Annotated in this window: 20 protein-coding genes; 8 read left to right on the top strand and 12 right to left on the bottom strand. The window is 44.7% G+C overall.

Going from position 1 to position 14,978, the window contains the following annotated elements; translation table 11 throughout:
* From ICN17_RS06840 to ICN17_RS06815, 7 genes are all read right to left on the bottom strand, one after another.
* Entirely contained in the window at positions 1 to 357 is a 357-nt protein-coding gene (locus ICN17_RS06840; protein WP_216236787.1) for a YcfL family protein, read from the bottom strand.
* Positions 358 to 369: 12 nt separating this feature from the next.
* Complete coding sequence (locus ICN17_RS06835) at positions 370 to 2,157, bottom strand: COG3014 family protein (protein WP_216861822.1); 1,788 nt, start codon at positions 2,155 to 2,157, stop codon at positions 370 to 372.
* Between the two features lie 126 nt (positions 2,158 to 2,283).
* Positions 2,284 to 3,276: a tripartite tricarboxylate transporter substrate binding protein gene (locus ICN17_RS06830; RefSeq protein ID WP_216236786.1), complete on the bottom strand. Its 993-nt coding sequence runs from the start codon at positions 3,274 to 3,276 to the stop codon at positions 2,284 to 2,286.
* A gap of 8 nt (positions 3,277 to 3,284) precedes the next feature.
* Complete coding sequence (locus ICN17_RS06825) at positions 3,285 to 3,848, bottom strand: disulfide bond formation protein B (RefSeq protein ID WP_216236785.1); 564 nt, start codon at positions 3,846 to 3,848, stop codon at positions 3,285 to 3,287.
* The gene (locus ICN17_RS10455; RefSeq protein ID WP_370625979.1) at positions 3,845 to 3,997 is read right to left on the bottom strand and encodes a DUF5993 family protein; all 153 of its coding nucleotides are present in this window, start codon (positions 3,995 to 3,997) and stop codon (positions 3,845 to 3,847) included. Before ICN17_RS10455 ends, ICN17_RS06825 begins: the two co-directional genes overlap by 4 nt.
* A 63-nt stretch (positions 3,998 to 4,060) precedes the next feature.
* Positions 4,061 to 4,753 carry a fumarylacetoacetate hydrolase family protein gene (locus ICN17_RS06820; protein WP_216236784.1) on the bottom strand — a complete coding sequence of 231 codons (693 nt, stop codon included), beginning with the start codon at positions 4,751 to 4,753 and terminating at the stop codon, positions 4,061 to 4,063.
* A 34-nt stretch (positions 4,754 to 4,787) separates the two neighbouring features.
* A complete protein-coding gene (locus ICN17_RS06815) occupies positions 4,788 to 5,069 on the bottom strand; it encodes a SemiSWEET transporter (RefSeq protein ID WP_216236783.1) in 282 nt (93 codons plus the stop codon).
* Positions 5,070 to 5,176: 107 nt separating this feature from the next.
* Between ICN17_RS06815 and ICN17_RS06810 the strand changes: the two genes are divergently transcribed.
* Positions 5,177 to 6,175: a tripartite tricarboxylate transporter substrate binding protein gene (locus ICN17_RS06810; RefSeq protein WP_216236782.1), complete on the top strand. Its 999-nt coding sequence runs from the start codon at positions 5,177 to 5,179 to the stop codon at positions 6,173 to 6,175.
* Positions 6,176 to 6,238: 63 nt separating this feature from the next.
* Here the strand turns inward: ICN17_RS06810 and ICN17_RS06805 are convergent, their stop codons facing one another.
* The 3 genes from ICN17_RS06805 to ICN17_RS06795 all read right to left on the bottom strand — a co-directional run bounded on the left by ICN17_RS06805 (position 6,239) and on the right by ICN17_RS06795 (position 8,515).
* Complete coding sequence (locus tag ICN17_RS06805) at positions 6,239 to 6,634, bottom strand: cytochrome c5 family protein (protein ID WP_216236781.1); 396 nt, start codon at positions 6,632 to 6,634, stop codon at positions 6,239 to 6,241.
* Positions 6,635 to 6,707: 73 nt separating this feature from the next.
* On the bottom strand, positions 6,708 to 7,463 hold the full coding sequence (modA, locus tag ICN17_RS06800; protein ID WP_216236780.1) for a molybdate ABC transporter substrate-binding protein: 756 nt from the start codon (positions 7,461 to 7,463) through the stop codon (positions 6,708 to 6,710).
* Positions 7,464 to 7,492: 29 nt separating this feature from the next.
* Positions 7,493 to 8,515: a substrate-binding domain-containing protein gene (locus tag ICN17_RS06795; RefSeq protein ID WP_216236779.1), complete on the bottom strand. Its 1,023-nt coding sequence runs from the start codon at positions 8,513 to 8,515 to the stop codon at positions 7,493 to 7,495.
* A 75-nt stretch (positions 8,516 to 8,590) separates the two neighbouring features.
* Between ICN17_RS06795 and ICN17_RS06790 the strand changes: the two genes are divergently transcribed.
* From ICN17_RS06790 to ICN17_RS06780, 3 genes are all read left to right on the top strand, one after another.
* Positions 8,591 to 9,415 (top strand): substrate-binding domain-containing protein, encoded by an 825-nt coding sequence (locus ICN17_RS06790; protein ID WP_216236778.1) that lies wholly within the window; start codon positions 8,591 to 8,593, stop codon positions 9,413 to 9,415.
* A gap of 86 nt (positions 9,416 to 9,501) precedes the next feature.
* Entirely contained in the window at positions 9,502 to 10,305 is an 804-nt protein-coding gene (locus tag ICN17_RS06785; RefSeq protein WP_216236777.1) for a substrate-binding domain-containing protein, read from the top strand.
* A gap of 8 nt (positions 10,306 to 10,313) precedes the next feature.
* Positions 10,314 to 10,538, top strand: coding sequence for a molybdopterin-binding protein (locus tag ICN17_RS06780; RefSeq protein ID WP_087909723.1), 225 nt, complete (start codon positions 10,314 to 10,316; stop codon positions 10,536 to 10,538).
* 80 nt (positions 10,539 to 10,618) lie between these two features.
* Here ICN17_RS06780 and ICN17_RS06775 read toward each other — a convergent pair whose 3' ends face one another.
* The gene (locus tag ICN17_RS06775; protein WP_255538344.1) at positions 10,619 to 11,200 is read right to left on the bottom strand and encodes a hypothetical protein; all 582 of its coding nucleotides are present in this window, start codon (positions 11,198 to 11,200) and stop codon (positions 10,619 to 10,621) included.
* A gap of 146 nt (positions 11,201 to 11,346) precedes the next feature.
* Here ICN17_RS06775 and ICN17_RS06770 point away from each other — a divergent pair, with 146 nt between their 5' ends.
* From ICN17_RS06770 to selD, 4 genes are all read left to right on the top strand, one after another.
* Positions 11,347 to 11,793, top strand: a complete 447-nt coding sequence (locus ICN17_RS06770; protein ID WP_216236776.1) for a GNAT family N-acetyltransferase — start codon at positions 11,347 to 11,349, stop codon at positions 11,791 to 11,793.
* 16 nt (positions 11,794 to 11,809) lie between these two features.
* Positions 11,810 to 12,238 carry a YbgC/FadM family acyl-CoA thioesterase gene (locus tag ICN17_RS06765; protein WP_216236775.1) on the top strand — a complete coding sequence of 143 codons (429 nt, stop codon included), beginning with the start codon at positions 11,810 to 11,812 and terminating at the stop codon, positions 12,236 to 12,238.
* A 111-nt stretch (positions 12,239 to 12,349) separates the two neighbouring features.
* Positions 12,350 to 13,636, top strand: a complete 1,287-nt coding sequence (locus ICN17_RS06760; protein ID WP_216236774.1) for a DEAD/DEAH box helicase — start codon at positions 12,350 to 12,352, stop codon at positions 13,634 to 13,636.
* 24 nt (positions 13,637 to 13,660) lie between these two features.
* Positions 13,661 to 14,722, top strand: a complete 1,062-nt coding sequence (gene selD, locus ICN17_RS06755; protein WP_216236773.1) for a selenide, water dikinase SelD — start codon at positions 13,661 to 13,663, stop codon at positions 14,720 to 14,722.
* On the opposite strand, the gene ICN17_RS06750 is transcribed toward selD, so the two are convergent.
* Positions 14,708 to 14,977: a cupin gene (locus ICN17_RS06750; protein ID WP_216236772.1), complete on the bottom strand. Its 270-nt coding sequence runs from the start codon at positions 14,975 to 14,977 to the stop codon at positions 14,708 to 14,710. The two genes, selD and ICN17_RS06750, sit on opposite strands and share 15 nt — an antisense overlap.
* Between the last annotated feature and the right edge of the window lies 1 nt (position 14,978).

Here is a 14,978-nt window from a genome sequence, read left to right as displayed (position 1 = left end):
TTATTTGTACTGATTTAACTCAAAACGAAAATCAGTAGCATCTGGTGTGGGCGCGATCCCCGTAATAATAGTCGACTGACCTTTACCAATGGTCACCGGCTTCCAGGCTTCTTCATCGCTTACAGTCATACCATTCTTGCCTAGCCATTTAAAACGATAAGCAACCAAGTTGGACTTACTATCGTTCTGAATAGTTACCTGCGCTGTTAAAACACCATTGCGCATTAAGCTACGCATATCCGTAATCTGAATACTGTCAGTGTCACCCATGCGCACTGTCATATCTTTCATCGAGGGGGTTGAGCTGCAGGCAGCTAATGCAATAGCTGCCAATAGAATCAAAAGGTATTTTTTCATTCTCGGTCTTTCTTAATTAAAAAGCTGCTGAAGGCTGTTGAGTAAACTGGGTGGCTCATAGGGCTTCAACCCATCCATATTACCGCTTGCAGGCCTGGGTATGGGGTTTACGGCTGGGACTGTGGCGGCAGATTCAGGCTCTACGGGCGCTGCAAGCACAGGGGCGCTCAGAGTTGCCTCCTCCGGTTTTGGACCCATGAAACCACTGAATAACTTCTTAAATCCGTCTAAGGCGCCCTCTTTGGGCTTAACTTCGTCTGAGGATGCCCTTGGGACTGTTGAAACAGGATTGGTAATTGTTTGTGGTGCAACGACTTGTGGTGGAAGAGGAAGCGCTGCTGGATCATTTGATGTGAGAACAGTTGCCTTATTTCTAAACATACGGATATAAATCACGTTATAGCCACCGACAAGATTTACTGTTTGACTTTGTATTACGCCCGATGGCAAAGCAAATTTCAGAACGGTTGTTCCAATCGGCAATCCCATTCTGGCCATATAAGTTTGTGCTGGCAATGTTGACCAATGGCGTACGTCCGTCACATTAATTGCCTGTAGGCCATAACCAGTAAGCATTCCTGCTATAGCGCCAATAATTGCCGCATTATTATTCTGATTGTTTTGATTATTTTTTCTAGCTGCCTGTTGCGCAGCTTGGTCTGCCGCATATTGAGTGGCTAAGGATACAAGCGCGCGCGAGGTGGCTCTCAGAACGTAAGCCGGCATCTCATCTTGAAGATTTTTCCTAGCCATTGCATCGATATTGGCCACTAACTCTGGATTAGCCACTCGATCACCGAGTTGAATATAGTTTGGCGCAAAACGATCGCTTGATTTTTCGATCACAGGAAAAGTAAGGGTCACTAATTTTGAATTTCCGCCAAAAGTCACTGACTGACTAATCTGATGGGGGCTAATTTTAGGCATATACCCTGTATCAATCATAATCAGAGTATCTGCAAAACTTTTTTTAGCTTGATTGGCAATATTAGAGTCCAACTTAGCAATACTGGTCTTGAAAAAGTTGACTGAGGGTCGCAGTTCAATTGCTAGGCGATAGCCGGGGGCAGCTAAGCTAGCCTCACCCTGGGATTCATGGATAAAGCCAGATAAATAATAGGCCGCAGGACTTTGATAAGCATTCTTCAGGCTGCGCGTCTCCTCATCATCCAAGAGATTGATGGGATATCCGCCAATATTTTGAATACGACTAGTAGCACCCCTAGTGTTCTGATTATTTTGTTGTTGTTGCTCTACTTTAGATACCGCTGTGACCTTACTTTGAATCAGTTCCTCGATCACCTTTTCTCGTTGTGCCATTTTTTTAGCCTCAACCATGGCATCGTTCCAGCGACCCTGTGATAAATGATTGAGTGCAATCGTCTGACTTAATAAACTCACCTCATATGGCTTGGGGTCGTAATTACTACTTAAGCCCTCGGATAGGATGTATGAACTCATGCTTGTAAAAGAGCGCTTGAGCTTGTCGCTGGTTGCAATCTCCCATTGCTCAACCAATTGATCTGCCGCTAATAGGTTCTGCGTGCTATTAGGGATTTGCTTTGCGCCCTGTAGTCTTTGTACGCCGCCTAGCTCTAGGTAATACAGAGTATTTTTATCCTTAAAGATACTTTGAATAGTGGCAGCAGTACTTTGCATGTCGCCATTCTTAAATTGGTCCCTTGACTCATTCATCTTGATTTGCTGAGTCTGGGTTGCACATCCAGTCAATAGGCAAGCGCCAATCATGGATATTGCTGCTCCGAATTTAGAAAAGTCTAATGCTGAAAATTTAGGCAAATTGGGTCGATTAGAAAGGGTCTGATGAATAAGTTTTCAATCGAATATCTTGAATTTGTAGCGCCTGATCTTTGTCCTACCTATATAACGCTTTAAAGAGACATAAGCTGACAAGAAAAGAGGATTTTAGGGCTCCACTTTGGCGCCAGACTGCTGAACCACCCTACTCCACTTTCGCGACTCTGCTGCAATCAATTTGGAGAGGTCCTCAGGACTGCCAGGAGCAGGATCCAAACCGCCCGATAGGAGTCTATTTTTGACGTCTGGATTTTGCAGAGCTTGTCTAGTTAACTGATTAAGACGCTTTTGAATAGATGGGGGCAAATTTGCTGGGGCCATCAAGGAGAACCATGAAATCGCCTCAAATCCAGGCAATCCCTGCTCAGCTAGCGTCGGAATCTCTGGGGCAGCAGGCGAACGCTTTAAGGTTGTCACCGCTAGAGCCTGTACCTCCCCCGCCTTAATCAAAGGTAGTGAAGAAGATAAGTTATCAAATAGCATCGAGATACGTCCGCTCACTAAATCTGGCAATGATTGTGCGCGCCCCTTGTAAGGAATATGACGAATATCAATTCCTGCCATTTCTTTAAACAACTCACCGGACATGTGCAAAGAGGTACCAACACCAGAAGATCCGAAAGTTAATTGATTTGGCTTAGCTTTTGCAAGTGCAATGAGCTCATTCACATTACTCACGCCCAGTTGTTTATTCACGATCAAAACGTTGGGAGTACTTGCCAAGAAACTAATCGGTGTGAAATCTTTCACAGGATCAAAAGACATCTTGTCATAAAGAGCCCCATTAATCGCATGAATGCCCACAGTACCAATGAGCAATGTGTAACCATCGGGGTCACTTTTGGCAACTAACTCCGCGCCAATATTGCCACCATAACCAGGACGATTTTCTACGAGCACTGGAACGCCTAAACTTTGCTGCCAATTTTCAGCCAAGATCCGCGCCAAGACATCGGGCGCCCCACCAGGCGTAAAAGTAACAATGATCTTGATGGCCTGCTTAGGCCAGACTGTCTTTACTTGTGAGTGGGCGTTTGATACGCCAGAGCAAATGAACACAGCAAGTAAGAGGCTCTTGATTAGCCTGGAAAATGGTGTCATCGGCTTTATTAAAAACTGAAGCGGTTGCGCAACCAAAGTAAGCCCTCATACTTCACAGGATCATCAGCACAGGGGCCGATGCCGCACTCCAATAAGGTAGAAATTAAATTACCGGCTACCAATAGGATAAAGATGATTACTAAGGTATTTGCAAACATGGAACGAGAACGAACATCGCGATTAGGCAACATGAGCAAAATTGCAAGGCCTAATAGCAAGCCGATATAGCCAACAAAGGCCCAGGTATAAAAATGCAACTCCAAAAAGGTAGATCCATAGCCTTTATCTCCAGGCAAGATATGCAAAAGCACCTGGCGTAATGAAACCATCATCCCTATAAGACCGCCAATAATGCCCCAACCATAATGGGCCGAGTGTGCACCACAGCGAATATTGAGAACTAAGGCAAAGCCAATGATTACAAATCCAATACGCTGCATTAGGCAGAGTGGGCAAGGCAACTCGCCAAAATAAAGCTGATCCACAAAGGCGTAAGACAGAACTCCAATAATTGCAATGAGAGCCAGTTGATTGCCAAGTGCGGCCAAAGACGGAAAAGAAGTCTTACTCACAGGCTGAGATTGAGATGAGTAGTTGCATGAGAGTGGAACCAGACAAGTAGGATTCCAACGGTAATAGCTAATAGGACCAAGCCCGCCAGACGCTTTTCAAACCAGACCAAAATAAGTCCGATCAACGCTGTCAGAAAAGGCAGGAACATATACATAGAAGAATTCTAGCGCAGACCGCCGCCAGGACATCAAATTTGCCGGCGCATCAAATATTAAATAACTTTAGTATTTAAATTAGCTAAGCCTTCAACACTTCCAATCAGTACATCACCCTTCTTCACTGGACCAACTCCTGCGGGAGTACCTGAGTAGATTAAGTCGCCTGGCTCTAAAGTAAACAAAGTAGAAAGGTAAGCAATAGTATCGGGCACATTCCAAATGAGCTGGTTTAAGTCACCCTCTTGACGCACTTCCCCATTCACCAAAAGTTTGACGGCGCCTTTCGATGGATGGCCGCACTTTGTGACCGGAGTGATTTCTCCACAAGGAGCTGCCTGATCAAATGCCTTGCCTGTATCCCACGGGCGCCCCATCTTTTTGGCCTCACCTTGTAAATCACGTCTTGTCATATCTAAGCCAACGCCATAACCATATACGTGATCCAGGGCTTTATCAGCAGAAATATTGGCACCACCTTTACCAATGGCAACTACCATTTCAATTTCGTGGTGCACATCTTTAGATAAATTTGGGTAAGCCATATCTTTGCCGTCAGTCACGATAGAGTTGGCTGGCTTCATAAAAAAGAATGGCGGCTCACGATCCGGATCATGACCCATTTCGCGCGCATGGTCTGCATAGTTGCGACCAACACAATAGATGCGATTTACTGCAAAACGACGGGTATCGCCAGTCACTGGCAGCGACACTACTGGTGGTGGGTCAATCACAAATGCTGAACTCATAAAACCCTTTCTATGGGATGCTGTGGATTAGTGTTTATTTACGATGTTTTGAAGTATGACGCAATTTCAGCAACAAGATGCTCAGAGCCAAAGCGAAGGTCAAGGCATTTGCCAGTATTAGGGGCCACTTCTCAATAATCAGGCCATAAATCAGCCAAAGCCCCACCCCAGCAGTAAATAGAGAGTACATGCCCAATGACACCCCTGATAAATCCCGGGTGCGCCAAGACTGTATTGCTTGGGGCAAAAAGGCGATCGTGGTTAAGAATGCAGCGCAATAACCAATAACTTCAATCTGGTGGGGTTCAAGATTCATGGATCCATTGTAATTAGTGAAATCCATCATTCCTTGATCTAGCACAGGAAGCTCAATTTTGGTCATAATATGAACTCGTATTACAAACCTATATAAAAAAATAAGATATGAGACAACTAATTCAAAAATCCCTTTTTATTGCACTTTGCACCACTGCCATTATGGGCAATGCCTCAGCGCAAACCGATGCAGCAACCAAGAACTATCCGGACAAGCAAGTTCGACTGGTGATTCCCTTTCCTCCAGGAGGCGCAACTGATGTGATTGGTCGCATCATGGCACAAGAGCTGTCCAAGTCACTAGGTCAGCAAGTACTCCCTGATAACCGCTCTGGAGATAGCGGCAATATTGGTGCGGATATGGTGGCTAAGTCACCTGCAGATGGTTACACCTTATTGATGGGTGCCCTCACATCACATGCGATTAATACCAACCTTAACAAAGATGGCATTAAATACAACTTAGAAAAAGATTTTACGCCTATAGGTGTTGTTGGTGTAGTGCCGCTAGTGTTTGTAGTGAACCCTTCTGTTCCCGTGAAGAATATGAAGGAATTTATCGCTTATGCCAAAGCCAATCCAGGCAAACTCACCTTTGCATCTTCGGGCGCAGGTGCACCACAACGCCTAGCAATGGAAATGTTCCGCGCACAATTAGGCTTGGATCTCTTGCATGTGCCCTATAAAGGTAGCGGTCCTGCTATGACAGACCTGGTAGGCGGTCAAGTACTCACCATGTCCGAGACTGTTCCGGCGGCACTGCAATTTATTCAAGCTGGCCAATTAAGAGCTTTAGCAGTAACCACTGCTAAACGTATTAGTCAGTTACCTGATGTGCCAACTATTACCGAAGCTACTGGCTTACCCAACTTTGATGTTGTGAGCATGTTCGGAATTTTGGCTCCTGCAGGTACGCCAAAACCGATTATTGACAAACTCAATAACGATATCAAAGTGATTTTGCAGCGCCCCGATGTACAAGAGCGCATGTTAGCTGCTGGCGTATATGTGAACTACCTTACGCCAGCTGATTCAGCAAAGCGAATTCAAAGAGAATTGAATATGTGGGCTAAAGTAATCAAGGATGCTGGAATTAAAGCGGACTAAGCCATTGAATATTCAGCGCTAGGAGTGCTTCTTAGCGCTGAATGAACTGATCGCTCTGCTGTCTTACTTCTTATTTAATCCTGCTTTGCGAGCCTCAACTTCTTTATTGATAGCTGCAATGGTTTGCGCATTCGGCGACTTCCAGTTACCACCTGAGTTATTCACCATATAAACTAAGGCATCAGCAAATCCTTCGATACTTAGATTAGGATTACCGCCTTTAGCAGGCATAGATCGCACCCCAACATAACCATGTGCCGTCAGTATTACTTGCCCCTCAGCAATCAGTGGCGCCCACTTTGCTTTATCTCCAAGCTTAGGAGCATTCAGAACGCCAGCCCCATGGCAGCTTGCACAGACTTGCTTATACGTATTTTCGCCAGACTGGGCATGCACCGATCCAACAAGAAAAACACCTAGGAAGCTAGATAGCAGAAATACAGTGGACTTTAGTTTCATGTAGAGGCTCTCTTAAACAAATGAATACCTAAGACTGTAGCCTAAATTGAGAAAAGAGGCGAAAAATCAAAAATTAAGGGGTACTGTAACCGTACCTCTGAAGAATCAATTTCGCTTGAGGGCTTTGCATGAATTGATAAAGCGTTACTGCCTCCCGTGGAGCGTTTTTGATTAAAACCATTCTCTGTTTAATTGGCTCATATAAATTACTGCTAGGAAGAATATAGCTTGTCTCTTTGCTAACCTCTGCAGACCTTGCTAAAGATAGCGCAGTAAAGCCCAAATCAGCCGCGCCCGTTACTACGTACATCGTTGCAATACCAACATTATCTGCATAGATCAACTTATCTTTAGCAATATTCCATAGCCCCTCTGCCTTGAGATACTCCACAGCAGCTCTTCCATAGGGCGCTAGCTCAGGCTTAGCAATGGCAATCTTATTCGCTTTATTGATTGCCTTGATCAATTCAGACTTGTTATCAAGTAATCGTATCCCAGTGGAGTTTTTGGAGATGATCGCCAACTTACCAATAGCGTATACAAGACCATCGTCGATTGTCTTACCCTGTTTATAGAGCTCAAGCGGAAAATATTCATCAGCAGATATGAATAACTTAAATGGGGCGCCATTCATAATCTGTGCTGAAAAATTGCCGGATGAGCCATACACAATCCTAGGCTCAGAATTACCTGCGGCCTTATAGGCTAGACTGATTTCGCTAAACGCATCCTTCATATTGGCTGCAACCGCTACAGTTGTCGTTTGCGCCCACACAAGATTTGCACAGAAGAATAAAGGGGCAAGTAAATAGTAGAGACGGAATTTCATAGCAAAACTATTCTAGCCCCGCTATTCATTTATAACCAGCCTTCAATCTGGCGATTCAGGCTAATCGCTTTATAACCTGGAGTCTCACCAGAGTAACTCCGAATCTTCCGAATCAATTTTGAAGCATCGGACTGAGAAACCATCTCTCTATGCATGGCGATGAAGAAAATTTCATCTTTCAAAGGCACAAATCCCAGCCCATTTTCTATGGCGACATTCTTAACACCCATTCCTACATCTGCTTTACTTGCCAAAATGGCATTCGCTACTGCAGAGTGAGTGAACTCCTCATGTAAATAACCATTAATGTCAGAAGGCTCAATTCCCTCCTCCATGAGCAAGGTATCCAAGAGCAATCTAGTGCCAGAACCAATTTGTCGATTAATAAATCGTACCTTTCGGTCCACCAAATCATCTATTGAACGTATCCGCAAAGGATTTCCTTTTTTAACAATCAGCCCCTGTGTGCGCTTCATGACAGGATAGATTTGTATTCCACTTTTTGATAATCGACGATGAATAGCTTTTGAACTTTTTTCATCTGAGACATGGTAGCCAGCAATATGTGCTTCATTATTCAATAACTTCTCTAAAGATTCTCCTGAGCCAGCAATTTTTAAATCAAAACCCTTAACCTCTGCTACCGCTCTTTGAATGATGGAATCGCTACTCGATAGAAATTTCCATCGAGCACTTTCTGATTTTTCTATCTTTTTAATTTCTTTTAGCAAAATGTCCTGATAGGCATTACCACTCTCATGATGATTGGCTTGCATCTCATCAATAAACTGAAGGAAGAAAGTTCCAAATTCAGTCAATATTGATCCATGGCCTTTGGTTCTCACAATCAAAGGCATACCCAAGCTGGCTTCAACTTGATTTAATTTTCCCCAGGCACCCCGATAAGAGGTGCCGGATTTCTTACTTGCCACTACTAAAGAGCTGCCACTTCCTATGTCCTTGAGGAGACGCGAGAGCCAAATCAAGTCTATAGAGCCCCTGCCCTCAGCCTGGGATTGAACAACTAACGTAGGACGGATCTCAATTTGCATATGTAATTTTTTGCATATTCAATAAGTATTAATGTATGCGATGATATCGTTTTAATCAACTATTTATTGAGTCCTATGAAAAAGCTAATCTCAAATCTATTTATTGGCGTCCTGGTAACAATCTTGATAGGCAGTTCTCAGGTGTATGCCCAAGAAAAAAGCATTGTGGTGTCATCCACTACCTCTACTGAGCAAAGTGGCCTCTTTAACTTCATCCTTCCTATTTTTAAAATGAAAACGGGGATTGATGCCAAAGTCGTTGCGGTAGGTACTGGTCAGGCTCTCGATATTGGACGTCGTGGCGATGCCGATGTTGTGTTTGTTCATGACAAGGCTGCTGAAGAAAAGTTTGTTGAAGACGGATTCTCCACAAAACGCTATGAAGTGATGTACAACGATTTTGTCCTCATCGGGCCTAAATCAGATCCTGCAAAAGTGGGTGGTGGCAAAGATATTCAAGTGGCTCTACAAAAGATTGCTGGTGCTCAAGCGCCATTTGTATCGCGTGGCGATAAGAGCGGCACACATGCTGCCGAACTGCGTTACTGGAAAGGTGCTGGCATCGCTATCGCCCCTGGCACTGCTTGGTACAAAGAAACGGGTTCTGGTATGGGTCCTGCCCTCAACACTGCTTCTGCGATGAATGGCTATATCTTGGCCGACCGTGGAACTTGGATTAGCTTTAAGAACCGTGGTGATTTAACGATCCTAGTGCAAGGCGACCCTAAGCTCTTTAATCAATATGGTGTGATGCTGGTCAACCCAGCTAAGTTTCCTAGCGTGAAGAAAGCCCAGGGACAAGAGTTTATTGACTGGTTGATCTCTAAAAATGGGCAGGAAGTGATTGCCAGCTACAAGATTGATGGTGAACAGCTTTTCTTCCCAAATGCCAAGAAATAATTGGATAGCTAAATAAAATGATCTCTTCACGATTATGGAAATATCTGCTAACTAGCATTATTGCTAGCGTAGCGATACAAACCACAATGGCACAAACCAACCCACTCAAATCTGAAGCCATTTATGGGCAAGGAAATAAAAGTTTCAAGCTAGCTACAGGTAGCCCAGGTGAGCTTGGTCTCTTGCAAGCACTCGGCGAAGCCTTTGATAAAAAAGAAGGTGCTCGTCTTATTTGGATTAAGGCTGGTAGCGGAGCGTCACTGAATCTCCTAAAGACACAACAAGTCGATATGATCATGGTGCACGCTCCTGAGGCAGTGAATAAAGCAATTGCCGAGGGTTGGGCCACCGATCGTACATTAATTGGCTCCAACGAGTTTTATATTGTTGGTCCAAAAAATGATCCAGCTAATATTAAGATTGCCACGAGTGGAGCAGATGCCTACTCTAAGATAGCTAAAGCTCAGGCTAAGTTTATTTCTAGGGGTGACAAATCAGGCACCCACCAAAAAGAAATGGATATCTGGAAAAAGGCAGGTATTACACCTGAGGGTAATTGGTACATCATTACCAATGACTTCATGACTGCCTCTCTCAAGAGAGCGAATGCGGAGAATGCTTATTTTATGTCTGACAGCAGTACCTGGGTGGCAGAAAAAGATGTGGCGCCTAATTTGCAGATTCTTTATAGGGGCGATAAGTTTCTAGTGAATACCTATGATGCGCTTGCAGCCCCCTCTAGCAAGACTTCAGATCGCGATATTGCCGTCAAATTCATTCAATTTGTCGCCTCAGATGAGGGTCAGGCCATTATTCGTAACTACGGTAAATCTCAGTACAAAGAGCCTCTTTATAATGATGCAGCATATGCAAAGCAGTACGTTCATTAGGAGAAATCATGGAACTGAAAGTCAAACTTAGCGCACGCAATACCCTGAGCGGGAAAGTTGTTGAACTCAAAATGGGTCAAACCACTTCTCACGTTAAGTTGGATATTGGTGGCGGCCACATTGTTACCGCCTCCATTACCAATGAAGCGGTTGATGAATTAAACCTCAAAGTTGGTGATCAAGCCTGGGCAGTCATTAAGGCATCCGATGTCATGGTTGCTAAAAGCGCCTAAGTAGTCAAGCTTTACGATAAGAAAAAGCCCGCATCTGCGGGCTTTTTACCAGCCTCTGGCACTGTGCCAGAGATGCTGTATTACTTCTTAGGTGTTACAAAACCAATGGCCGTATCGTCAACGAACTCAACGATTACGTCATCACCAGCTTTGAATTTCTCAAGACCGAGAACTGCTGGATCAACTTTAACCTTTTGCTTCTCGCCGTTTGGCATTGTGAAAGTAACGATACGTGTTTTTGTATCGATTGTGGAAATCTTCACTGTTGCATAGATAGTGTCGGTAGTTTCTTCAAATGGCTTAGCAGAACCTTTGCCTGCTACTGTTACAGAACGCACACCTGAAACACCTGGCTTAGCATCTTTAGCAGCAGCTGTTAAACCAACAGCAATCGCTTGTGCATGCTCCACCACAAAAATATCGCCCTTCTTTACCTTCTCTAAATCATTGACCGATTTAGCAACATTCATTTGTGCTGTGTTACCGTTTGCATCTTTTAATACAACGATGCGCTTTTTGACATCAACAGAATCAACGGTTGCAGTCAGCACAATCACTTCAGCAGCCAAAGGCAGCATCTTTGCAGGCGCCTGAGCGAAAACAGAAGTTGCAAAAGCTAAGCCCGCTGCAGCAAATAAACCGGTAAGTAAGGATTTTTTCAAAATAACTCCTAAGCAAGTAAGTAGGTGAGGTTAAGCCCAAATCTGGACCATAAATCATTGTAACCATGACCTATGTAGTTTCCTGGGCTTATTTGGTAAATTAAGCCTATATCCCTACTACAACTGACTATTCATTACCAAACCCTTTGAATACCCTAGAAATTCTCATTAAGTCCTGGCAAGAGGCTTCCCAAGAGGCCTACTCTATACGAAAGAAGGTATTCATCGAAGAGCAGGGTGTCCCAGAGAATATGGAGCTAGACGAGCATGACCCTTTAGCAAAGCATGCTTTAGCCTACCAAGATGGTCTTTGTGTAAGCACTGGGCGATTAGTGAGACTGGGTAATCATCATGCACAAATTGGCCGCATGGCAGTCTTAAGCGCCTATCGCAATCAACATATTGGCGCAGCGATTTTGAGTAGCCTCATTACTGTGGCTAAAGCAGAAGGAGTCTCAACCCTAGTGCTGCACTCCCAAATCTCTGCAGCCCCTTTTTATGCAAAGTTCGGCTTTGTAGCCGAGGGGCCCATCTACGACGAAGCAGGAATTGCCCATCGTAATATGATTCTCTTATTAGAAAAAACCATTTAATTATCACCCACTTCTTATGACTATAAGCCACCCTGCATTTCCATACGTTCATCGTGTGTGCTACTCCGATACTGATGCTGCTGGCTTTGTTTACCATGGCCGCTATCTGGAAATCTTTGAACGCAGTCGCGCAGAATGGTTGGCGCAGCGTGATCTCAGCCCAAGCAAGCTCATCAATGACTTTGGTATCTTGCTGCCAGTGAGAGAACTAACAATGCACTTTTATAAGCCCGGACGTTTAGATGATCTTTTATACATTGATCAAGTCATTGAGCATCGGGGTCGCACGCAGGTAGTAGTCAAACAAAATGCGCAGAGAAAAATTCAGAATGGCGATGAGCAAGAAATGCAAGTGATAGCCAGTGCCACATTGCATATTGTTTGTGTTGATACCACCACCCTAAAGCCCAAGGCCTTGCCAGATTGGCTCTTTTTAGCCAATTAGCCTAGATGACTTAAAATAGGGTTCTTACTGCAAACGCTCTAGCGTGGCAGCCCACCCCATTGACCGGGATAGTCGTTTAATTGAATACGGGTCAATACTTTATTGGCCCCTATGTTATTTACAGACCTCGGTTTATCCGAACCTATTCTTCGCGCTATTGCTGAGGAAGGCTATACCAGCCCCACCCCAATTCAGGCGAAGTCGATTCCTGCAGTGCTGAAAGGTGGCGATCTTCTCGCCGCAGCACAAACCGGCACTGGCAAAACTGCCGGATTTACCCTCCCCATTTTGCAGCGGCTTAGCACTATAAAACCAAGCTCAGGCAAACGCCTCTTACGTGTACTCATTCTGACTCCTACTCGTGAACTAGCAGCCCAAGTTCAAGAGTCAGTTGTCACCTATGGCAAATACACCAGCCTGAAGTCCACCGTCATTTTTGGTGGTGTTGGTGCCAATCCGCAAATTAAAGCCATCGCTGGTGGTCTCGATATCTTGGTTGCTACACCAGGACGCTTGCTTGATTTGATGTCGCAAAAATGCGTCTCACTCAACGATATTGAAATTCTCGTTTTAGATGAAGCTGATCGCATGCTCGATATGGGCTTCTTAAGAGACATCAAAAAGATTTTGGCTGCCCTACCTAAGCAACGTCAAAACCTCCTGTTTTCAGCCACCTTCTCAACTGAGATTAAAGCACTCGCAGATGGTCTCTTAAATTCACCCGCACTGATTGAGGTAGCTCGCAGCAATAGTGCTAACGAAGCGATTGCTCAGCTGATTCATCCGGTAGATCGCACTAAGAAGCACCCGCTATTAGCCCATTTGATTCAATCGAATGACTGGAAACAAGTGTTAGTTTTCACTCGCACCAAGCATGGCGCCAACAAACTGGTAACTCAATTGGAAAAAGATGGCATCACTAGCATGGCCATTCATGGAAATAAGAGTCAAACAGCAAGAACAAAAGCATTGGCTGATTTCAAGGCGGGTAAGTTAACCGCATTAGTAGCAACCGATATTGCAGCACGTGGTATTGATATTGATCAGCTACCCCATGTAGTGAACTATGACTTGCCAAACGTATCTGAAGATTATGTCCATCGTATTGGACGGACTGGGCGTGCAGGATCGAATGGTGTTGCTGTGTCTTTAGTCTGTATTGATGAGCATCAAATGCTCAGAGATATCGAAAAGTTGATTAAGCAAAAATTACCGCAAGAGGTTATCACAGGGTTTGAACCTGATCCCAATGCAGTCGCTCAACCCATTCAGCTGCGTAGTCAACAGCACCAGCAATCCAGAAAGCCTAAGACCGCTAATGGTGGAGCCGGTCGAGCGCCAGCCAAAAAAGCTCCAGCAAAGCGCTCTAGCCCACCCAAGAGAAGCTTCAGTCGGTAGAACTCCTTCGGATAAAATATTTTCATGACTCAAGATATTCAAGCTAATGAACCCCGTCTCACGTCCCTCTCTCATGGTGGTGGCTGTGGCTGCAAGATTGCACCTGGTGTTCTTTCTGAAATTCTTAAGAACGTTCCGCAACTGCCATTCCCTAAAGAATTACTGATTGGGATTGAAACCTCTGATGATGCAGCTGTTTATCAAATCAATGAGTCTCAAGCGATCGTAGCAACAACTGATTTCTTTATGCCGATTGTGGATGACCCATTTGATTTCGGCAAGATTGCTGCAACTAACGCAATCAGCGATATATATGCAATGGGTGGCACACCGTTGTTTGCTCTGGCCTTAGTTGGAATGCCCATTAAGGTTTTATCCAATAAAACAATTGCTCGTATTTTGGAGGGCGGTACTGAAGCCTGCCGTAGTGCGGGGATTCCGATTGCGGGAGGCCATACGATTGATTCCGTTGAACCGATTTATGGTTTAGTTGCCATTGGCTTAGTCGATCCAAAGCGTGTCAAGAGTAACGCAAACGCAAAACCTGGTGACGTGTTGATACTAGGTAAGCCACTTGGTGTAGGCATTCTGTCTGCCGCCCTGAAAAAAGATGTCCTGGGTCCAGATGGTTATCGCGAAATGATTTCTAACACTACTAAGCTCAATGCTGCTGGCCCCGACTTAGCAAAGCTTTCTGGCGTTCATGCCTTAACAGATGTCACTGGATTTGGGTTAGCAGGGCATACACTGGAACTCGCCAGAGGATCTAACTGCACTGCCCATATTGACTGGAGCCAAGTTCCCCTGCTATCCAATGTTCAAGCACTAGCGGATGATGGCGTTATTACTGGCGCTTCAGATCGTAATTGGCAAAGCTATGGATCCGATGTTGGCATTCCGGCAAACTTCACACCAGCGCAACTGGCCTTATTAACTGATCCGCAAACGAGTGGCGGTCTTCTCGTTTCTTGTGCCCCTGAATGTGTTCAAGAAGTGCTTGATATCTTCAGTCATCATCACTTCTTGGGTGCACGTGTCATTGGCCAGATGAGCAAACGACAAGATAAGCCTTTAGTAGTTTCTTGAGGCTAAATAGGTCACTCCAGTAGGCCCGTAGCTCTCTGAATGGGATTCTTCAAGCTCAAGCTCAAAGACATCTCCAGCAGAGTAGGTCTTGCGATTACCTTGGATTGCAATCTCGATACTTCCATCAATCACTAAAGCTTTAACTGCGAATGGATGAGTGTGCTCACCTAGTGAGCCATTGGGAGTTTGCTTGACTTCAACAGGATCAGGATAACCCTCCTGCTGCAAGATCTGAATAAATTCCGCCCTGTTCATT

Origin of the sequence: Polynucleobacter sp. 73C-SIWE, assembly GCF_018882465.1 — a bacterium.
In the GTDB taxonomy this organism is placed as follows: Bacteria; Pseudomonadota; Gammaproteobacteria; order Burkholderiales; family Burkholderiaceae; genus Polynucleobacter.
This window is presented reverse-complemented; position numbering and strand designations above follow the sequence as displayed.

Bases quoted from the DNA above. Each gene is read 5' to 3' on its own strand.
- ICN17_RS06840 (WP_216236787.1), bottom strand. From the start codon at position 357: ATGAAAAAATACCTTTTGATTCTATTGGCAGCTATTGCATTAGCTGCC.
- ICN17_RS06830 (WP_216236786.1), bottom strand. From the start codon at position 3,276: ATGACACCATTTTCCAGGCTAATCAAGAGCCTCTTACTTGCTGTGTTC.
- ICN17_RS10455 (WP_370625979.1), bottom strand. From the start codon at position 3,997: ATGTTCCTGCCTTTTCTGACAGCGTTGATCGGACTTATTTTGGTCTGG.
- ICN17_RS06820 (WP_216236784.1), bottom strand. From the start codon at position 4,753: ATGAGTTCAGCATTTGTGATTGACCCACCACCAGTAGTGTCGCTGCCA.
- ICN17_RS06815 (WP_216236783.1), bottom strand. From the start codon at position 5,069: ATGAATCTTGAACCCCACCAGATTGAAGTTATTGGTTATTGCGCTGCA.
- ICN17_RS06810 (WP_216236782.1), top strand. From the start codon at position 5,177: ATGAGACAACTAATTCAAAAATCCCTTTTTATTGCACTTTGCACCACT.
- ICN17_RS06805 (WP_216236781.1), bottom strand. From the start codon at position 6,634: ATGAAACTAAAGTCCACTGTATTTCTGCTATCTAGCTTCCTAGGTGTT.
- modA (WP_216236780.1), bottom strand. From the start codon at position 7,463: ATGAAATTCCGTCTCTACTATTTACTTGCCCCTTTATTCTTCTGTGCA.
- ICN17_RS06795 (WP_216236779.1), bottom strand. From the start codon at position 8,515: ATGCAAATTGAGATCCGTCCTACGTTAGTTGTTCAATCCCAGGCTGAG.
- ICN17_RS06790 (WP_216236778.1), top strand. From the start codon at position 8,591: ATGAAAAAGCTAATCTCAAATCTATTTATTGGCGTCCTGGTAACAATC.
- ICN17_RS06785 (WP_216236777.1), top strand. From the start codon at position 9,502: ATGGCACAAACCAACCCACTCAAATCTGAAGCCATTTATGGGCAAGGA.
- ICN17_RS06780 (WP_087909723.1), top strand. From the start codon at position 10,314: ATGGAACTGAAAGTCAAACTTAGCGCACGCAATACCCTGAGCGGGAAA.
- ICN17_RS06765 (WP_216236775.1), top strand. From the start codon at position 11,810: ATGACTATAAGCCACCCTGCATTTCCATACGTTCATCGTGTGTGCTAC.
- ICN17_RS06760 (WP_216236774.1), top strand. From the start codon at position 12,350: ATGTTATTTACAGACCTCGGTTTATCCGAACCTATTCTTCGCGCTATT.
- selD (WP_216236773.1), top strand. From the start codon at position 13,661: ATGACTCAAGATATTCAAGCTAATGAACCCCGTCTCACGTCCCTCTCT.
- ICN17_RS06750 (WP_216236772.1), bottom strand. From the start codon at position 14,977: ATGAACAGGGCGGAATTTATTCAGATCTTGCAGCAGGAGGGTTATCCT.